Genomic DNA, 17,256 nt, shown 5'->3' on the forward strand with positions numbered 1-17,256 from the left:
CCGATCACTTCCAGCACCGATGACACGCTCGAGCTTCAGGCGGGCTCGGCCAAGCTGTTGAGAATGCCGCACTCGCGCGAGGTTCGGGCGCTATCGCAGGAGCGTCGCAGATCCATTAACTCGCGCTCCAAGGCGCGCAATTCCTTCATCTTGGTCCGCACTTGCGCGATATGAGCGTCGACCAGCGCGTTCACCTCGCCGCAGCCCAACTCTGGCCGATCCCGTAAGTTCAGCAGTTGACGGATCTCATCCAGCGTCATGTCCTTCGCCCGGCAGCGGCGGATGAACAGCAAGCGCTGCAAATGGACTTCGTCATAGAGCCTGAAGTTGCCCTCGCTACGTGCAGGCTCGGGCAGCAAGCCTTCTGACTCGTAAAAGCGCACGGTCTGCACCAAGCAATCTGCCTTCTTGCCCAGTTCACCGATCCGCATCATGGTTGCTTCCTATAAAAAAACTTGACTCTATATCTACTAGAGGTTTTCTAATGATGGCATCCGGGGAAAACCTTGTCAATGAAGAGCGATCTATGAACAAAGAACCTTCCAGCCCATGCGCCTGCTCCGGCGGCAATGGCCAACAGACGGCGTGCGCCAGTGAGCAGGCCAGCACTGAAACCACCGTTTTCCACGTGAGCAACATGGATTGCCGCAATGAGGAAGCACTGGTGCGGCGAACGCTGGAGGGCATGCCCGGTGTCGAGCGGCTCCTGTTCGATCTTCCGCAGCGTTTGTTGACCATTTCGCACCGCGAAGTCTCGGCCGATGCCTTGGAGCAAGCGCTGAATTCGGTGGGCATGAAGGCTCAGGCTGTCCGAGACGCCGCCGTGTCGACCACCTACCGCATCGAGAACATGGACTGCCCGAGCGAGGAGAAACTCATCCGCTCGCACCTCGGGGCAGTCGAGGGAATTCAGGACCTCGACTTCGACCTCGCTGAGCGCACCCTGTCGGTGAAACACCTCGCTCAGGCACGCGCGCAGATGGAGCAGGTCCTGGCCTCGATCGGCATGCGCGCCAAGGAGCAGACCTTCGGCCACACGGGGCCGATCGAAGCCGCGGCTGTGATCCCATCCTCGGCCCTGCAGCAGCAACCAACCGCTGCCGTTTCCGCGCCGCCGATCGGCGAGCGGGTGACGTACCGGATCGAGAACATGGATTGCCCGACGGAAGAAGCGCTGATCCGCGACCGGCTGGGCAAGCTGCCGGGTGTGACCGCGCTCGACTTCAATCTGATGCAGCGTGTGCTGGGAGTCCAGCACACGCTGGCGACCTCAGCGCCGATCGAGAAGGCGCTTGCTTCCATTGGAATGCAGGCTGCGCGGCAGGACATGCAGACAGCCACCACGGTACTTCGCATCGCGAAGATGGACTGTCCGACCGAGGAAAGTCTGATCCGCGGCAAGCTGCAAGGCATGCCGGGCGTGCAGGGAATGGATTTCAACCTGATGCAGCGCACGCTCACGGTTCGGCACACACCCGACGCGATCAAGCCGGCAGTCGAAGCCATCGAATCGCTGGGCATGGAAGCCGAGGTCCAGAGGACTGATGAGCCGCGCGATGCCCCGGTGGCCGCGCACAAGACCAATTGGTGGCCGATGGCGGTTTCGGGCGTTGCGGCGGTGGCCGCCGAAGGCGTGTACTGGGTCAACGACGGCAATCATTGGGCCGTGATCGTGCTGGCACTGGTTTCGATCTTCACCGGCGGCCTCAGCACCTACAAGAAGGGCTGGATCGCGCTGAAGAACCTCAACCTGAACATGAACGCCCTGATGGCCATCGCGGTCACCGGCGGCATGGCGATCGGCCACTGGCCGGAGGCCGCCATGGTCATGTTCCTGTTCGCGTTGGCGGAAGTGATCGAGGCGAAGTCGCTGGACCGCGCCCGCAACGCCATTCGGGGGCTGATGGACTTGGCGCCCGAGACCGCGACCGTGCGGCAGGCCGATGGCTCATGGACAGAGCTGCCGGCCAAGGAGGTCGCAAAGGGCGCGGTGGTCCGCGTGCGTCCTGGCGAGCGCATCGCACTGGACGGCCTGATCACCTCGGGTCGATCGGCCATCAACCAGGCGCCCATCACCGGCGAGAGCCTGCCCGTCGAGAAGGCCGAAGGTGACCAGGTCTTCGCCGGAACCATCAATGAGACCGGCTCTTTCGAATACAAGGTGACCGCAGGCGCCAGCGACTCGACGCTCGCGCGCATCATCCATGCCGTGGAGTCCGCGCAGGGCAGCCGTGCGCCCACGCAGCGCTTCGTCGACCAGTTCGCCCGCGTCTACACGCCGGCGGTGTTCGCGGTGTCCGTGCTGGTTGCCGTCGTGCCGCCGCTCGCCTTCGGCGGCGCATGGTTTGACTGGGTCTACAAGGCCCTGGTACTGCTGGTGATCGCCTGCCCCTGCGCTCTGGTCATCTCCACGCCGGTCACCATCGTCAGCGGCTTGGCCGCTGCCGCCCGACGCGGCATCCTGATCAAGGGTGGCGTCTACCTGGAGGGCGGGCGCAAGCTCAAGGCGTTGGCCCTGGACAAGACCGGCACACTCACACATGGCAAGCCCGAGCAGACCGACTTCGTGCCGCTGATCGGCGAGGCGCAGGAAGTTGCCGCCTGGGCCGCAAGCCTCGCGGCACGCTCGGACCATCCTGTGTCTCAGGCCATCGCCCGCAAGGCGAACCGTGACGGCATCGCGCTGCACGAGGTCGACGACTTCGCGGCGCTGCCTGGCCGCGGCGTGCGCGGCCGCGTCGCCGGGCGCATGTTGCACATGGGCAACCACAGGCTCGCCCAGGAGCTGGGCCTGAGCGAAGCGACGCTCCAGGCTCGGCTGGAGACCCTGGAGCGCCAAGGCAAGACAGCGATCCTGCTGATGGACGATGCGACCGTGCTCGGCATTTTTGCAGTGGCCGACACCGTGAAGGAAACCAGCCGTGAGGCGGTGGCCGACCTGCAGGCGCTGGGTGTGCGCACGCTGATGCTGACGGGGGACAACCAGCACACGGCCGCGGCCATCGCTGCCCAGGTCGGAATCTCTGAAGCCCGTGGTGACCAACTGCCCGAAGACAAGCTCAAGACCATCGAAAGCCTGGTCGGCGGCGAGGGCCAGGTGGGCATGGTGGGCGACGGCATCAACGATTCGCCCGCGCTCGCCCGTGCCGACATCGGCTTCGCCATGGGCGCGGCCGGCACCGACACCGCGATCGAAACAGCCGACGTCGCCCTGATGGACGACGACCTGCGCAAGATCCCCGCCTTCATCCGGCTGTCGCGTAGCACTGCGGCGATCCTCACGCAGAACATCGTTCTGGCCCTTGGCATCAAGGCGGTGTTCCTTGCGTTGACGTTCACAGGGCATGCCACCATGTGGATGGCTGTGTTCGCTGACATGGGGGCAAGTCTTTTGGTTGTCGTCAATGGGCTGCGCCTCCTGAAGTTCAAGGCGGCATGAACAATGGATGAACCATCTCTTCGCAAGACGCAGTGGTACTCACTCGCGATCGTTATATTCGCCGGCGATCAGGCAGCTAAGAGCTACATTGACGCGACAACTCCCTTGGGTTGGTCGCACGAGGTGGCGTCATTCTTCAACCTAGTTCACGCTCTCAATCCCGGCGCGGCGTTCAGCTTCCTTGCTGGCGCGGGCGGCTGGCAGCGGTGGTTTTTTCTGGCGATCGCGTTCGCAATATCGGCATGGCTCGCATGGCTGCTCTCCCGGCCGCTGCGCAAAACGGAAGGCCTTTCGTACAGCCTCATTCTGGGCGGCGCATTGGGCAACGCGTTCGACCGCGCCACGCGCGGGCACGTTATCGACTACATCGACTTTCACCTGCACGGCTGGCACTGGCCCGCCTTCAACATCGCTGACATGGCCATCGTGGGCGGGGCGATCGCGCTGGTGGCCCAGTCGTTCATGAGCGTGGAGAACCCGGCCGCCACAAAGGAGTCCCAGTGACATTGGGACGATCCGGAAATTCGCAATGCACACGGTGCAGGACACCAATCTGAAGAGAACGGCCCCCAGCATGAGCGGCCGCGGCTTGGCCCTCATGCTAGCGCCCACCGCCGCTTTTGCTGCAACGCCCTGTTGCGATGGCGGCGATTGCTGCAACGACGTCGCAATGCCTTGCTGTGAATAAACAGCACGCAAGCCAGTTGACCTGGCAATTATGAAAGTCCATCACGGCGATGCTGGCCTTTTTCGTTCCAATGAGCCGTCACGGAGAGGTGATGATGAAGCTATGCCGGGATCCTGCAAGCTTTAGGACGGTCTTCTTTACCGCATAGCGATATGCTGATGTCACCCGTTCGCCTCGCCTGGCAAGTACAAGTAGTTCGTCGCGGTTTTCTGGCCGTGTCCGCCCGCTTCGCTGGCCCTTTTGCCCCAAACAAGCGCAATCATGCCTGCGTTACCACCAAAGTTCGCCCCCGCCAGTTGCTGTTCCTAAAGGGCATCAAGCTCAACGCCATCGCCGACCGGCCAGCGTATTTCGCATCGCTGCGTGCCCGTCGGGGCCAGCCCATCGTCATCCTCGCAGAGCTGGGACCGGACGAGGCATTCGCCCTGTGGAAGCAGCATGTACTGGGCGACAGGCCTCGCTGACCCAGTTTCGCCTCATCCTCCTGACAGCCCCGCACTTATTGCGGGGCTTTCTTTTTTCCGCGTTCGCCAATCGGGGCTGTTGCAAATGCCGATTTCCGGCTGACGCGGCTCGCCTCGCGCATGAAGCTGCCCGCATGTGTCGCTGATTCGTCAGCACCATGCCAGCAGCCAGAGTTTCCAGGCTGCCGCGGATTCTTTCCGCGCTACCCGCCAGTCCGCCATCGCATCGAGTCTGCGGACGCGCGTCACCCGTGACGCCGATGCTTTTTTCTCAACCGCGTGCGGGAGCTGCCATCCCGTGAGGGACGAGGCCCCGCTTTTTCCAAGGAGCCCGTCCACGTCCCAGCAAGCCTCTTTCGGCCAGTTGGCCTTGATCCATTGCGGCAAGTTCCTGCCGCTCGAAATCCTGCATAGCGCCGCCGGCCACTACATCGGCACGCGCGATACAGAAGGTCCCGTTTCGCGGGAATCCTGCCAGTACTTCCGCAGCTATGCCGCGGCTCAACGTGCCCTCGAAAGAGGCGGCGGGTCCCAGCTCGCCACACCCTGATCCAACTGGAGGAACCACGTCATGAACCAGCTTTTGCCCCAGGAAGTCGTCGATCAGATCATGCGGGAAGAGCAGCATTTCGCCGCCGCGCCCCAAGCCTTCTTCGAGGTCTGGAAGCGCGGCGTCGAGATCGCAGGCCCGCAATGGTTTGGCGACGGCACGCGCGAAGGCCTGAACCAGGCAAAGAGCAAGTGGGATCTGCGTCCCGACATGCTGCGTGCCAACGACGCACTCGGCGTCCTGAGCAGCGGGGAACGCATGTTCCTGTCCGCCATGTTCAGCTTCTACAACGCGCGCGAGGGCGGTGCCATGCTCAAGCGCTGCCACTTCCAAGGACTGTCGGACTTCGATGGTCTCGATCTGCAACGCCGCAAGGTCATCGCCGATCTGTTGGTGAACTACAGCGGTTGGTGAGCCGGTCTGCGGCATACCACCGTCTTTTTGTTCACTGCCCATGAGGGACATGCGTCCACGCGGCCATGTCCCTCGATTTTTCTTCCGTCAGCCTGCGCCGATTGGCCCAAAGCCCTCGATCAGTGCCGCCTGACGCTTTTTCCACTTTCAACCCACCGGGGTTCAATTCCCGGTGGCGGGAATTGGCTCCATTATTCAATCTGGAGAAATTCCATGACCCAGAATCCCAATCCCTTTGTACGCGGCTACTGGAATCTGAGAGTCGTCCGAACGCTGTGCATCTGCTACGGGGACGGAAGCCCGCATGTCTGGCGATCCATCCACACGAGCCAAGCGCATCTTTCCGACAACGACCTGATCTCATCGCCTTGCATCGTCACCAGCGACTTCGCGTTGATCAAAAGCGGCACTGACGCCATCAGCGACGAGCTGATTGCTGAATGTGATGCTGTTGAAGGCATCAACGGCGAAGGCGTGGTGGGCGCCGTGGTCTATGCCATCCATGGCGACGACCTCGACGGCCGCCCGGTCCATGTCGGTGATACCTATTCGGCCGAAGCCGCGCGAGACGTGGTGCAGCGGTTGAGTTTCGAGACCGGCTATTACAGCCGGTGCTGGGAAGTCAGCAGCGCGCACATCTGCCAGGAAACCGGCCAGTACCTCGCCAACCTGGCAGACCTCGCCACGCCGGAGGCTTTTCTGTTCATCGCCTTTCGGGTTCCGTACAGCCCGGCGATTGGCGTCAAGCTGATCTCCACGCCCTGGACAGACAAGAACCTGGAATATGCCGAGGGCATCAGTGCTGAGCAGCTTCGACAGGAGCACCGCGACAAGGGCATGCCTGACGACCTGGCGAACATCCTTGAACTGGCCGGCCAGGCAGATGTGCGCATCCTCATCCTCGATGCCGACGCACCCGCGCTACTGGGCTTGCCACTGGCCGAGACCTAGCAGACACGCGACGCGCAAGCCTTCCCCTTTATCCCCCATATGCCAGCCCGCCTCCCACCAGGAGCCGGGCTGGTTCAATTCCATAGGAGCAATCTCATGTTCCCCGATCTCATCTTGCCCACGCCCGACTTCGAGAATCAGCTTGGAGCCTGCGTCAACGCCATGAGCCAGGACGACGCCATCGGCCAGATCCTGGTGTTCGAGCGCATGAGCGGTACGCTGCACATGCGCCATATCGACAGCGCCGATCTGGTGGACACCGACATTGACGACTACGAAATGGTCGTCTTCGACGGTGGCAACACAAGCGGCGACACGTGGAAACACGTGTTCTTTCCGCGTCAGCGCGAGCACTACTTCGTGTACCAAGCCTGATTCCTCCAGCCCCTTTCGAGGGGCTTTTTCTTGCCCGCAGCACAGGAAAACGGTTGTGGTGCGGTGCCGTTTCCTGCGGGCAGGCAGACCGCCCCAGGGCCATGCTTGCCCCATGTTCGTCGGCGTTGCCGGCACATGCCCAGGCAGTCGAGACCTTCGAGGCTGCAAGCGCGGGAAACCGTGCTGGTCGTTTCTTCCTACGGACCTACCGCGTCCATCCACGCCACCCACAAGGGACCTCTCCCTTGCGGGCGGGGAATCCCTTGTTTTTCCTCAAGGAGTTTCCCCATGGATCGTTCCCTCATCAAATCCATGATGCCTTCGCTGGTCGCAGGCCATGTGCCCCGCAACGTGCGGTCGTTCAAGTACCGCGTGTTCGATGATCAGCCGCTGTCCTCAACGCTGGGCTTCGCCATCGACCCCCAACCCTTCGACGGCAAGGTGGTCGCCGCGACCGACGATGCCATCGTCGTCAAGCTCAAGCCTTCCGAGTTCGCGGTGCTCGATCCCAGCCTGGTGACCACGGTTCCTGCCGAAGGCGCCAAGGTGCATGTCCAACCCTATGCCCGTCGTCGCTTCGACGGACTGCGCGCGGACACGCCGGAGGTCATCACCGAGGAGACTTCGGACGGCACGCCGTACACCATCACGAGGCACATCCTCGGCTCGGCGCCGGCCAAGCTGCCCATTCCCACGCCGCAGTGCATGGAGTTGGGCCAGCTCATCGAGCAGTTGGAGGAGATGCCGGCCCCCGATCGCTTCCGGCGCATCACCCACATGCTGGTGGATGCCGGTGCCCGCGACTTCACCTGGGTCGATCCCACGCCCTCCAAGATCATCGAGACCCCGCCGGCGATCAGCTTCACGGTCTCGACCGCGAAGTTCGAGGGCCGGGTGACGATCCTCTACGACCGCGGCGGAGACACCTACGTGGTGGAACTGCACCGTCAGAACGGTGAATCGGTCGAACTGGTCGATCGGCACGACGAGGTGTATTTCGACATGCTCGGCGAAGTGCTGGAGAGGCTCATCGACGACGGGCGCTGGCGCCAGATCGACGTGAGCATCCTCGACGCGAAAGCGGCCCGCAAGCGCCAGGCCGTCCCGGCATGACGCCCCGCAGCGAAACCGGGCGGTCCTGCGGCTGACCCGAGGCATCCGCCACGGCGTTCCAGCCGTTCCGGCCGCGTGCACTACAGGCCCTTCATCCCATCGGATGGAGGCCTTTCTCATTCTTCCACACAGGAGATTTCATCCATGTCACTGCGATTCAAAGGCGCTGACCTGCGCCCCGTGCTGACCGAAGCCATCGCCAATCAGGGGTCGTCTCAGAAAACGGAAAAAAATCGTACGCTAAGAGCCGAAGTGGGCCCTTTAGCAGCAATGCAAAGCTGCGATCAACGGGCAGGAAACATTGCCATGGTGCGCGTTGCACTCTCTCACTAGCGTCGACAGGGCCTCTTCCATCCGCGTGAGGTCCGCCATGCGTGCGCGCACATCGGCCAGCCGGTGAGCAGCCAGTTCGGCCGCCTCGCTGCAATGGGTGCCGTCCTCCAGTTTCAGGAGCTGGCCGACTTCATCCAGGCTGAATCCCAGGCGCTGGGCTGACTTCACGAACTTCACCCGCGCCACGTCCGCCTGCCCGTAGCGGCGGATGCGACCGTAGGGCCGCTCCGGCTGGGGTAGCAAGCCCTTGAGCTGATAGAAGCGGATCGTCTCCACGTTGACCCGGGCTGCCTTGGCGAAGGCCCCGATGGTCAGATTCTCTTGAGCGTTCTCCATGGCGCTTGACTCCGTAGTTGACTACGGAAGTAACGTTACAGCATCAAGCGAAGTCCCGGAAGGAGAACCTTATGTCGGAACCCAAGAACGGCCGCGGCGCACTGGCGACCGGCGGCGTCGCGGCCGTCCTCGCCTCGGCCTGCTGCCTCGGCCCCCTTGTCCTGGTCGCGCTCGGCTTCTCTAGCGCGTGGATCGGCAACCTGACCGTGCTGGAGCCGTATCGGCCGATCTTCATCGGCGCAGCGCTCATCGCGCTGTTCTTCGCCTGGCGCAGCATCTTCCGACCAGCCCATGCCTGCAAGCCCGGCGACGTTTGCGCCGTGCCCCAAGTGCGGACTGCCTACAAGGTGATCTTCTGGATCGTGGCCGCCCTGGTTCTGGTTGCCCTCGCGTTTCCCTACGTCCTGCCGCTGTTCTACTGAAAGGAGATCACCATGAAGAAACTCACCACCCTCACCACCCTCACCACCCTCACCACCCTCATCGCCCTGGCCGCCGCTCTAAGCGCGCCCGCCTGGGCTGCCACCAAGACCGTCACCCTGTCGGTGCCCGGCATGACCTGCGCCGCGTGCCCGATCACGGTCAAGACGGCTCTGTCCAAGGTCGCCGGCGTCGAGAAGGCCGAAGTCAGCTTCGAGAAGCGGGAGGCCGTCGTCACCTTCGACGAGGCCAAGACCAATGCCGACGCCTTGACCAAGGCCACCGCAAACGCGGGTTACCCGTCCAGCGTCAAGCAGTGAGGGCGTAATCATGGCCGAGGCGATCACCCTCCACATCGAAGGCATGACCTGCACGTCGTGCGCCGAGCACGTCCAGCAGGCTTTGACGAACGTGCCCGGCGTGCGCGCGGCCTCGGTGTCCTATCCGCAGCGGCAGGCCGAAATCGAGGCGGATGCAGGCGTGAGCGTGGCCCCGCTGGTTGCCGCAGTGGCCACGCTCGGCTATCGCGCACGGCTTACCGACACGCCGAACAAGCCTGCCGGCCTGCTAGACAAGGCGCTGGGCTGGCTCGGTGGCGAAACGAAGCATGTTGGCGGTGAACAAGCGCTGCACGTGGCTGTGATAGGCAGCGGCGGCGCGGCGATGGCGGCTGCCTTGAAGGCCGTGGAGCAAGGCGCCCGCGTCACGCTGATCGAGCGCGGCACCATCGGCGGCACCTGCGTCAATGTCGGCTGCGTGCCGTCCAAGATCATGATCCGCGCCGCGCACATCGTCCACCTGCGCCGCGAAAGCCCGTTCGATGCTGGCCTGCCGGCCGCAGCGCCCGCTGTACTGCGCGAGCGGCTGCTGGCCCAGCAACAAGGCCGCGTCGAGGAGCTGCGCCATGCCAAGTACGAAGGCATCCTGGCAAGCACTCCGGCCATCACCGTGCTGCGCGGCGAGGCCCGGTTCAGGGACACGCGCACGCTGACCGTGGCGACCGCTGACGGCGGCACGCACGAGGTGAACTTCGACCGCTGCCTGATTGCCACCGGCGCGAGCCCGGCGCTTCCGCCAATCCCGGGCCTTGCGGACACACCCCACTGGACCTCCACCGAGGCGCTGGAAAGCAGCTCGCTCCCCGAGCGGCTGGCCGTGATTGGTTCCTCCGTGGTGGCGGTCGAGTTGGCGCAAGCCTTCGCCCGGCTGGGCAGCCAGGTCACGATCCTGGCGCGCAGCACGCTGTTCTTCCGAGAAGACCCGGCCATCGGGGAAGCCGTAACAGACGCCTTCCGCGCCGAGGGCATCGAGGTGCTGGACCACACCCAGGCGAGCCACGTTGCCTATGCGGGCGGGGAATTCGTGCTCACCACCGGGCAGGGGGAAGTGCGCGCCGACAAGCTGCTGGTCGCCACCGGTCGCGCGCCGAACACGCGCAGCCTGAACCTTGAAGCGGCAGGCGTCGAAGTCAATGCGCAGGGAGCCATCGTCATCGACCGCGCCATGCGCACGAGCGCACCGCACATCTTTGCTGCCGGCGACTGCACCGACCAGCCGCAGTTCGTCTATGTGGCGGCGGCGGCCGGCACGCGCGCCGCGATCAACATGACCGGCGGCGACGCGGCGCTGGACCTGACGGCGATGCCGGCGGTGGTGTTCACCGATCCGCAGGTGGCGACCGTGGGCTACAGCGAGGCGGAAGCGCACCACGACGGCATCGAGACCGACAGCCGGCTGCTGACGCTCGACAACGTGCCGAGGGCGCTCGCCAACTTCGACACGCGCGGCTTCATCAAGCTGGTGGCGGAAGCTGGCTCAGGGCGGCTGATCGGCGTACAGGCGGTCGCGCCGGAAGCGGGCGAACTGATCCAGACGGCCGCGCTGGCGATCCGCCACCGGATGACCGTGCAGGAGCTGGCCGACCAGTTGTTCCCCTACCTGACCATGGTCGAGGGACTGAAGCTCGCGGCGCAGACCTTCAACAAGGACGTGAAGCAACTGTCCTGTTGCGCCGGATGAGGAAAAGGGAGGTGTTCGATGAACGCCTACAGCCGCGCCAACCGCCGCATCTACGCGGCCTTGTCCGATCCCCTGTCGGCCACCCACCGGCACCGCCTCGACGATCTGCTCAAGCGCCACGACAACGGCAAGACGACCTGGCTGGCCTGGCTGCGCCAGTCGCCCGTCAAGCCGAACTCGCGCCACATACTCGAACACATCGAGCGCCTCAAAGCCTGGCAGGCGCTCGACCTGCCTTCCGGCATCGAGCGGTCGGTGCACCAGAACCGCCTGCTCAAGATCGCCCGCGAAGGCGGCCAGATGACGCCCGCCGATCTGGCCAAGTTCGAGGCACAGCGCCGCTACGCGACCCTGGTGCGCTCGCCATCGAGGGCATGGCCACCGTCACCGACGAAATCATCGACCTGCACGACCGCATCCTGGGCAAGCTGTTCAACGCTGCCAAGCACAAGCATCAGCAGCAGTTCCAGGCGTCCGGCAAGGCGATCAACGCCAAGGTGCGGCTGGCCACCTCGATCAAGCAGGGCACGGTGACGGCCTCGCTGATGCTCAGGAAACTCGGCAGCTACCCGCGCCAGAACGGCCTGGCCGTGGCGCTGCGCGAGCTGGGCCGCATCGAGCGAACGCTGTTCATCCTGGACTGGCTGCAAAGCGTCGAGCTGCGCCGCCGCGTGCATGCCGGACTGAACAAGGGCGAAGCCCGCAACGCGCTAGCCCGCGCCGTGTTCTTCAACCGGCTGGGCGAAATCCGCGACCGCAGTTTCGAGCAGCAGCGCTACCGGGCCAGCGGCCTCAACCTGGTGACGGCGGCCATAGTGTTGTGGAACACGGTCTATCTGGAACGGGCCTCAAACGCCTTACGCGGTCACGGCCAGACTGTCGATGACGCCCTGTTGCAGTACCTGTCGCCGCTGGGCTGGGAGCACATCAACCTGACCGGCGATTACCTCTGGCGCAGCAGCGCCAAGATCGGCGCGGGCAAGTTCAGGCCGCTACGACCGCTGCAACCGGCTTAGCGTACGATTTTTTCCGTTTTCTGAGACGTCCCCAATCAGTGCCGCATTGTCCTGGTCAAGGATCAGGGCGTGTACTTCCTCGCCGAGCGTGGGGAGCGTCGCCCGGATGGGCGCCAGGCACTGCTCGCCTACGCCGTCGGATGCAACCCGGACACCGACCCGTTCGATGACTGGTGGCACCTCGCCGGCCGCGAGCTGGGCGGCGATGACTTCGCGGAGTATTTCGACCCGAAGGACGGCCTGTTCACGCGCCTCCAGCACTCGGCGGACGATCTCGTGCTTTCCGCCACCGCCACGCACCTGTCCTTAGCAGTGGTGCCTCCCGCCTGACGCGGCAACCGCCTCGCAGCCCCCGCATCGGGGGCCTTCTTTTGTTCGCACCGCCGCCATCGCCGCGCGTGCGCGTTTGTCTCCAGCCGCCGAGGCACGCCCCGCCGGCCACAACGCCGGCATGCCACCGGAGACAACCGCATGAACACGCCATCGACCTCGCCGAGGCTGCACCTCCTACCGGTGTCGCTGCGCACGGCCAATGCATTCGTTCTGTCGCACCATCGCCACCACCGCCCGGTCCAGGGCGCGAAGTTCGCCCTGGCCGTCACGCTGAGCGACAGCGACCTGATCCACGGCGTGGCCATTGTCGGCCGCCCGGTCGCGCGGCACCTGGACGCTGGAAGTCACGCGGCTGTGCACCGACGGCACACCCAGCGCCTGCAGCAAGCTCTACGGCGCGGCCTGGCAGGCGGCAAGGGCGCTGGGCTACATACGCCTGCTCACCTACACCATGCCCGACGAAGGTGGCGCCAGCCTGCGCGCCGCCGGCTGGCGGCTGATCGGCGCGCGCGGTGGCGGCGCCTGGAGCCGTCCCGGCCGTCCGCGCGCCGATACCCCCGAGCACCTGCGCGGCGCCAAGTGCCTGTGACAGGCGCCGGGTGGCGCGGACAAAGGGAAGCGCCCGGGTGCCGATTGATTGCTGCCGCGCGCGCGAGGCCCCGCCATGCTGGCCCCATGCCTGCTGACGTCGTCAGCGACATGCCAGGCAACCATCGGTCTTCGAGGTTGCGGCGCAGTTCCCACTGCGTGACCGAGCCAGCTCGCACCGCATCCTTCCGCGAGCGGCCACCAGCCTCTGGTGGCGGATGCTTTCGCCTTATCAACCCACCGCGGGGTCACGCACCTTCCCCGCATGCGTGGGCCGGTGTGTCTCCGCTTCATCCCAATGGAGATTCACCATGAACACCACGTCCAACGAGAAATCGTATTTCGACCTCCACACCTCGGGCATCGGCTACATCCAGCGTGTCCGTGAAGTGCCCGTCCGGGGCGGCCGCCGTGCGCAGCCTTTCCTGGCATGCACCATCGCCGCGCTGGTCGGCCCCGCCCGGGACCCCAGCTACCGCTACTTCGACGTCAAGGTCTCGGGTGCCGAGGCCAAGAAGCTCGTTCAGCGCTACATCGGCGTTGACGATCCCAAGCAGCGCCCGCTGGTGCGCTTTCGCCTCGGTGACCTGTGGGGCGATGTGTACATCCGCGACAAGGGTGAGCAGAAGGGTCAGGCCGCCGCGTCCCTCAAGGCGCGACTGCTCAAGGCCGAACTGATCGACCGGGCCGAACTGGCTTCGATCGAGCAGCACGAGTTGATCACCCGCGGCATCGGCTATCTCAATCGTGTGAAGGACGTCACCCCAAAAGCTGGCGACTCGTTCCTCTCTTGCACCGTCGCGGCACTGGCCGGGCCTGTCGATGAACCGGAGTATCGGTACTTCGACACCATCGTCGCCACCCCGGAAGCCGAGCACCTGGTTCGCCGGTGCGTTCAGGCCATCGAGGGTGACCGCAAGGTGCTGATCGCCTTCCGTCTGAACGACATGAAGATCGATCCGTACATCCGCACCAAGGGTGAGCACGCCGGGGAACCGGCCGCCAGCCTGGAATCGACGCTGGTCCACATCGGTCTCATCAAGATCGACGGCACCCAGGTCTATCCGACGAGCCAGGCGCAAGCCGAGGCGCCGCCGGCCGAAGACGCATCCGCGTCCGAAGCCGACGATGCCATCGACACGGCCACCGAGCCCGCCGAGCGCGAGCCCGAGGCGCAAGTCCAGGAGCAGGAGCCGGCATTGGCTGCTTCGTTCTGATCCGGCACGGCCTCTCACGGGGCCTTGTCGCTTTTCCTCCCCACGTACGCCGCGTCCCCAGGACGCGTGCTTGCGCATTTCATCCCCCGAGTTCCGCGTGGTCTCACGGCCACGCGGTTGTCGAATTTCTCAAAGGAGATCAGCCATGTCTCTGGTATCCCGCTTTGCTCCGCAATCCCCGATCCTGCGCTCTGATCGCCCACTCTCGGACGACCGCATTCGTGCCGTCGTTCCGTCGATCTTCGCCGACGCTCCACATGGGAGCCGGTCCGATCGGTATGCCTACATACCGACCTCGACCGTGCTGACCAAGCTGCGCCAGGAGGGCTTCGAGCCCTTCATGGTGTGTCAGACGCGCGTGCGCAACGAAGACCGGCGCGAGTACACGAAGCACCTCATCCGACTTCGCCATGCAAGCCAGATCAACGGCGACGAGGCGAACGAGATCATCCTGCTCAACAGCCATGACGGCACGAGCAGCTATCAGATGCTCGCCGGCATGTTCCGGTTCGTCTGCCACAACGGCCTGGTTTGCGGTGACACCACCGCCGACATCCGCGTTCCCCACAAGGGCGACGTGGTCAGCCAGGTGATCGAAGGTGCCTACGGAGTCCTCGACGGCTTCGAGCGCGTGCAGAACGCGCGCGATGCGATGCGCACCATCACCCTCGATGAGGGCGAAGCGGAGGTCTTTGCAAACTCCGCGCTCGCACTCAAGTACGACGATCCAGCCAAGTCCACGCCTGTCACGGAGTGCCAACTGCTGGCACCCCGGCGATGGGACGACCGCAAGAACGACCTGTGGGCCGTCTTCAACCGCGTCCAGGAGAACCTCGTCAAAGGGGGCCTGAACGGACGCACGGCCAACGGCCGCAATCAGCGCACCCGTCCGGTGCAAGGCATCGACCAGAACCTGCGCCTGAACCGGGCGTTGTGGCTGCTGGCCGAAGGCATGCGCCAGCTCAAGGCGTGATGCCACGCGGACCTCGCCCACCTCGGGCGAAGCCATTTCCTCTCATCCACCGGGTGCCGTCGGCGGCCCGTCATTCATCATCAGGAGAACCATCATGGCAACCCCATTGGCACCCGAGAAATCGGTTGCGCCCATCGTCGTCCCCGGCCAGCTCACGCTGCGTACCATCCGCGGCAAGAACGGCCCGTTCACGGTTGGCCGCCTCGCCACGCACCTCGGTACGTTCGAGGTCAAAGACCCGGAGCTGGAGCAGTACCCCGAAGGCAAGTACGACGGGGAATTCATCATCAGGTACATCTTCCCGAAGTCCTATCCGGTCGGCGGCGGCATGCGGTTCGAGATCCGTGCCAGCCTCGACGGCATGACGCTCAACGGCATCGACAAACTCAGCCGCGACGAAGCCCGCAGCTTCGCCACCCAGGACGTCGATCCGCTCGATGAAGAGCAAGGGGCGCAGCCTGCGGCAACGCCGGCCAAGCCCACCAAAGCGTCCAGGCCCGCCAAGCCCGCACCCGTGCAGGCGTCCGCGGACCCGATGGTCGATACCACGCCCTTTGGCGTGGATGCGCCGCCACCTGCTGAGGCTGCTGCCCCCGGCAGCACCCAAGACGGTGACCCCGCGCTCTTCGGCCTGCTGTGGCCGCTGGGCGAGTCCGTGAAACTGGATTCGACCATCGACCGCCGCGCTTTGCGTGCACAGATCGTCCGCCTGGGCGAGCTGGGCTACGCGCTGGACTTCAAGACGCAGGAGTGGAGCCGCCAGGCCGAACTGCAACCTGCGTGATCGCAGACGCCGCATGCGCGGTGTTCTTCATCCACCCGCCGGGGTTCCTTCCCCATGCGGGGGAGGCCCTGGCCATCTTCTGGAGGTCTTCATCATGTCCACCATCGCTTGCGATATCCCCCGCTCCGCGCTGGATGAACCCGCGTGGCGGGCTCTCTGCGAGACGGCAGCCGCACAAGCCACCAAGGGTTGCGGACTGTCTCACGACTACTACGTCGAACGCTTCAGTTCGGCGATCGACGCGCAACTCGGTCGATTGCCCGAAGAACAGCGCGCACAGGCGCTGAAGATCGCACAGGAATGAGACTACGCAACACCGGCCGAACGGCAGGAAACCCAGGACTGGAATGCGGAGCACGGCTATTGCTCGCATGGGATCGAGTTCGGCAGCTGCCCGGCTGGTTGTGATCGCGACGATGACGACTGGGACTAAGGGCAAGGCATAGGTTTTCCTTCGCTGCACCTGCGGCATTCCATCACCCACTGGGGGTTCTTCCCCACGGGGAGGCCTCCAGCTCAACTTTTCGAGGAGGCCTCTCATGGGCTGGTATTTCTCTCCCCAATCGCGGTCTGAACTGATCGCGGAACTGATCGCACCACAGCAGACCGAGCGCGTCAGCGCGAAGGTTATCGCTCACGCATTGCGCAGCAACGTGCTGTGGTCCGTGGTCGAACTGACCGCCAAGGTCGAAGGTGTGCATCGTGATCTCGCGCCGGGCCAGTCCCTGCGCTACATCCGCTGCGATCTGCTGGAACGAAGCGGCAACCAGTGGGGCTACAAGCCGCTGGAAGAGTCCATGCATCCGTACTATTACTCGTGCCCGCTGTCCTATCTGGACCTCGCACCGGAGCAGTCCGCCGACTGGCGTGCAGGCGTTCGCGCCTACCACGCACGGCGGCGCACACCCACGGCTGTCACGGCACCCGCCGCGGCGCTGTTGGCCTGAGCCAGGAGGAACCGACATGGACCCGATCCTGGCTGCACTCCCGCTCTCGCTGTTGAAGCTCGTTGAAGGCAGTTTGTCCAACGACGAAGTTTCCTCCGACGAGGAAATGCTGGGGTACTTCATCGACAACGGCCTCACCGAGGAGCAGGCACGGCAGGCGCTGACCTACCGCGACCAGTACCTCAACAACATCTACCTGGACGGCTTCACGCCGATCACCGCGGTGGACGAGGCGCTTCACTTCAATCCGCACACCCAACAGTTCGAGCCGGACTGAGCGGTTTTCTTCCACCCCC

18 protein-coding genes and 4 pseudogenes are annotated in these 17,256 nt (G+C 64.5%); 20 read left to right on the forward strand and 2 right to left on the reverse strand.

The window, feature by feature from the left end:
- Positions 1–35 precede the first annotated feature (35 nt).
- On the reverse strand, positions 36–434 hold the full coding sequence (cadR, locus tag KYT87_RS04695) for a Cd(II)/Pb(II)-responsive transcriptional regulator (RefSeq protein ID WP_003098965.1): 399 nt from the start codon (positions 432–434) through the stop codon (positions 36–38).
- 92 nt (positions 435–526) lie between these two features.
- Between cadR and KYT87_RS04700 the strand changes: the two genes are divergently transcribed.
- From KYT87_RS04700 to KYT87_RS04735, 8 genes are all read left to right on the forward strand, one after another.
- Positions 527–3,439, forward strand: coding sequence for a heavy metal translocating P-type ATPase (locus KYT87_RS04700; protein WP_003098961.1), 2,913 nt, complete (start codon positions 527–529; stop codon positions 3,437–3,439).
- Between the two features lie 3 nt (positions 3,440–3,442).
- Positions 3,443–3,943 (forward strand): signal peptidase II, encoded by a 501-nt coding sequence (lspA, locus tag KYT87_RS04705; protein WP_003098955.1) that lies wholly within the window; start codon positions 3,443–3,445, stop codon positions 3,941–3,943.
- A gap of 336 nt (positions 3,944–4,279) precedes the next feature.
- Complete coding sequence (locus KYT87_RS04710) at positions 4,280–4,591, forward strand: hypothetical protein (protein ID WP_003108988.1); 312 nt, start codon at positions 4,280–4,282, stop codon at positions 4,589–4,591.
- Positions 4,592–4,889: 298 nt separating this feature from the next.
- Entirely contained in the window at positions 4,890–5,141 is a 252-nt protein-coding gene (locus KYT87_RS04715; RefSeq protein ID WP_005408894.1) for a hypothetical protein, read from the forward strand.
- 21 nt (positions 5,142–5,162) lie between these two features.
- Positions 5,163–5,555, forward strand: coding sequence for a hypothetical protein (locus tag KYT87_RS04720; protein WP_003098949.1), 393 nt, complete (start codon positions 5,163–5,165; stop codon positions 5,553–5,555).
- Positions 5,556–5,768: 213 nt separating this feature from the next.
- Positions 5,769–6,506 (forward strand): hypothetical protein, encoded by a 738-nt coding sequence (locus tag KYT87_RS04725; protein WP_003098947.1) that lies wholly within the window; start codon positions 5,769–5,771, stop codon positions 6,504–6,506.
- Between the two features lie 96 nt (positions 6,507–6,602).
- The gene (locus KYT87_RS04730; RefSeq protein WP_003098943.1) at positions 6,603–6,881 is read left to right on the forward strand and encodes a hypothetical protein; all 279 of its coding nucleotides are present in this window, start codon (positions 6,603–6,605) and stop codon (positions 6,879–6,881) included.
- 288 nt (positions 6,882–7,169) lie between these two features.
- A complete protein-coding gene (locus KYT87_RS04735) occupies positions 7,170–7,994 on the forward strand; it encodes a hypothetical protein (RefSeq protein ID WP_003098941.1) in 825 nt (274 codons plus the stop codon).
- A 261-nt stretch (positions 7,995–8,255) separates the two neighbouring features.
- On the opposite strand, the gene merR is transcribed toward KYT87_RS04735, so the two are convergent.
- Positions 8,256–8,663 (reverse strand): Hg(II)-responsive transcriptional regulator, encoded by a 408-nt coding sequence (gene merR, locus KYT87_RS04740; protein WP_003098939.1) that lies wholly within the window; start codon positions 8,661–8,663, stop codon positions 8,256–8,258.
- 71 nt (positions 8,664–8,734) lie between these two features.
- On the opposite strand from merR, the gene merT reads away from it, so the two are divergent.
- From merT to KYT87_RS04800, 12 genes and pseudogenes are all read left to right on the forward strand, one after another.
- Positions 8,735–9,085, forward strand: coding sequence for a mercuric ion transporter MerT (merT, locus tag KYT87_RS04745; protein WP_003098936.1), 351 nt, complete (start codon positions 8,735–8,737; stop codon positions 9,083–9,085).
- A 12-nt stretch (positions 9,086–9,097) separates the two neighbouring features.
- Positions 9,098–9,403, forward strand: coding sequence for a mercury resistance system periplasmic binding protein MerP (gene merP / locus KYT87_RS04750; protein WP_003098934.1), 306 nt, complete (start codon positions 9,098–9,100; stop codon positions 9,401–9,403).
- Positions 9,404–9,413: 10 nt separating this feature from the next.
- Entirely contained in the window at positions 9,414–11,102 is a 1,689-nt protein-coding gene (gene merA, locus KYT87_RS04755) for a mercury(II) reductase (RefSeq protein ID WP_003098932.1), read from the forward strand.
- A 9-nt stretch (positions 11,103–11,111) separates the two neighbouring features.
- A pseudogene (locus KYT87_RS04760) lies at positions 11,112–12,118 on the forward strand (Tn3 family transposase); the annotation flags it as partial.
- Positions 12,119–12,145: 27 nt separating this feature from the next.
- Positions 12,146–12,448, forward strand: a pseudogene (locus KYT87_RS04765) (DUF3085 domain-containing protein); the annotation flags it as partial.
- A 141-nt stretch (positions 12,449–12,589) separates the two neighbouring features.
- Positions 12,590–13,040 (forward strand): annotated as a pseudogene (locus tag KYT87_RS29720) (XF1762 family protein).
- A gap of 310 nt (positions 13,041–13,350) precedes the next feature.
- Positions 13,351–14,256 (forward strand): DUF3577 domain-containing protein, encoded by a 906-nt coding sequence (locus KYT87_RS04775; RefSeq protein ID WP_003098919.1) that lies wholly within the window; start codon positions 13,351–13,353, stop codon positions 14,254–14,256.
- Between the two features lie 145 nt (positions 14,257–14,401).
- Complete coding sequence (locus tag KYT87_RS04780; RefSeq protein WP_003098915.1) at positions 14,402–15,229, forward strand: DUF932 domain-containing protein; 828 nt, start codon at positions 14,402–14,404, stop codon at positions 15,227–15,229.
- A 94-nt stretch (positions 15,230–15,323) separates the two neighbouring features.
- Positions 15,324–16,013 (forward strand): DUF3275 family protein, encoded by a 690-nt coding sequence (locus KYT87_RS04785; RefSeq protein WP_003098913.1) that lies wholly within the window; start codon positions 15,324–15,326, stop codon positions 16,011–16,013.
- Between the two features lie 94 nt (positions 16,014–16,107).
- A pseudogene (locus tag KYT87_RS04790) lies at positions 16,108–16,446 on the forward strand (hypothetical protein).
- Positions 16,447–16,552: 106 nt separating this feature from the next.
- Positions 16,553–16,960 carry a hypothetical protein gene (locus tag KYT87_RS04795; protein WP_003098908.1) on the forward strand — a complete coding sequence of 136 codons (408 nt, stop codon included), beginning with the start codon at positions 16,553–16,555 and terminating at the stop codon, positions 16,958–16,960.
- Between the two features lie 16 nt (positions 16,961–16,976).
- A complete protein-coding gene (locus tag KYT87_RS04800; RefSeq protein ID WP_003098905.1) occupies positions 16,977–17,237 on the forward strand; it encodes a hypothetical protein in 261 nt (86 codons plus the stop codon).
- The last annotated feature ends 19 nt before the right edge of the window (positions 17,238–17,256 follow it).

Source organism: Achromobacter sp. ES-001, from assembly GCF_019448355.1.
GTDB classification, from domain to species: Bacteria; Pseudomonadota; Gammaproteobacteria; order Burkholderiales; family Burkholderiaceae_B; genus Achromobacter; species Achromobacter spanius_B.

Bases quoted from the DNA above. Each gene is read 5' to 3' on its own strand.
- merT (WP_003098936.1), top strand. From the start codon at position 8,735: ATGTCGGAACCCAAGAACGGCCGCGGCGCACTGGCGACCGGCGGCGTC.
- KYT87_RS04780 (WP_003098915.1), top strand. From the start codon at position 14,402: ATGTCTCTGGTATCCCGCTTTGCTCCGCAATCCCCGATCCTGCGCTCT.
- KYT87_RS04795 (WP_003098908.1), top strand. From the start codon at position 16,553: ATGGGCTGGTATTTCTCTCCCCAATCGCGGTCTGAACTGATCGCGGAA.
- KYT87_RS04775 (WP_003098919.1), top strand. From the start codon at position 13,351: ATGAACACCACGTCCAACGAGAAATCGTATTTCGACCTCCACACCTCG.
- KYT87_RS04735 (WP_003098941.1), top strand. From the start codon at position 7,170: ATGGATCGTTCCCTCATCAAATCCATGATGCCTTCGCTGGTCGCAGGC.
- cadR (WP_003098965.1), bottom strand. From the start codon at position 434: ATGATGCGGATCGGTGAACTGGGCAAGAAGGCAGATTGCTTGGTGCAG.
- KYT87_RS04710 (WP_003108988.1), top strand. From the start codon at position 4,280: ATGCTGATGTCACCCGTTCGCCTCGCCTGGCAAGTACAAGTAGTTCGT.
- KYT87_RS04725 (WP_003098947.1), top strand. From the start codon at position 5,769: ATGACCCAGAATCCCAATCCCTTTGTACGCGGCTACTGGAATCTGAGA.
- KYT87_RS04785 (WP_003098913.1), top strand. From the start codon at position 15,324: ATGGCAACCCCATTGGCACCCGAGAAATCGGTTGCGCCCATCGTCGTC.
- KYT87_RS04730 (WP_003098943.1), top strand. From the start codon at position 6,603: ATGTTCCCCGATCTCATCTTGCCCACGCCCGACTTCGAGAATCAGCTT.
- merR (WP_003098939.1), bottom strand. From the start codon at position 8,663: ATGGAGAACGCTCAAGAGAATCTGACCATCGGGGCCTTCGCCAAGGCA.
- KYT87_RS04800 (WP_003098905.1), top strand. From the start codon at position 16,977: ATGGACCCGATCCTGGCTGCACTCCCGCTCTCGCTGTTGAAGCTCGTT.
- KYT87_RS04700 (WP_003098961.1), top strand. From the start codon at position 527: ATGAACAAAGAACCTTCCAGCCCATGCGCCTGCTCCGGCGGCAATGGC.
- lspA (WP_003098955.1), top strand. From the start codon at position 3,443: ATGGATGAACCATCTCTTCGCAAGACGCAGTGGTACTCACTCGCGATC.
- KYT87_RS04720 (WP_003098949.1), top strand. From the start codon at position 5,163: ATGAACCAGCTTTTGCCCCAGGAAGTCGTCGATCAGATCATGCGGGAA.
- merP (WP_003098934.1), top strand. From the start codon at position 9,098: ATGAAGAAACTCACCACCCTCACCACCCTCACCACCCTCACCACCCTC.
- merA (WP_003098932.1), top strand. From the start codon at position 9,414: ATGGCCGAGGCGATCACCCTCCACATCGAAGGCATGACCTGCACGTCG.